The following is a 395-nucleotide window of genomic DNA, read 5'->3' as shown; positions in this document are numbered from 1 at the left end:
GTCTTTCAACATCTTTAAAAAGGTAGATAACTTAAATAGGACTTACGCAAAAACCTCTCAAACTTTCCTAAACTCTGTGTCGCGCCAGGTGCTATAACGGGGGGAACCCCCGCAACGCACTGGCTTCTCTGCGCCTCTGCGGTTCGTTTTAAATAATTTTTACGTAAGTCCTATTAAACTACCATTAGTATTTTAAATTATATTGTTCTTTTACAAAAGGGGAAAAGAAAAATGACCCAATTAATTGCAACATTCTATAAATTTGTCAGCTTGCCTGATTTTGCCGAAAAACAAAGCATAATCCTTTATTATTGTCAAGCCCAAAGTATTAAAGGAACGATTTTATTAGCAAAAGAAGGTATCAACGGAACGATCGCCGGTGAGCATGATAACAT

1 protein-coding gene is annotated in these 395 nt (G+C 37.0%); it reads left to right on the top strand.

Annotated elements, in window-relative coordinates; genetic code table 11:
* Positions 1-231: 231 nt before the first annotated feature.
* Positions 232-395 (top strand): hypothetical protein (locus D7Y13_RS49420; RefSeq protein WP_439329275.1); only part of this gene is annotated, 164 nt, incomplete at its 3' end.

Source organism: Corallococcus praedator (assembly GCF_003612125.1).
GTDB lineage: Bacteria > Myxococcota > Myxococcia > Myxococcales > Myxococcaceae > Corallococcus > Corallococcus praedator.
The sequence above is the reverse complement of the archived record's forward strand: the minus strand, read 5'-3'. Positions and strand labels throughout refer to the sequence as shown.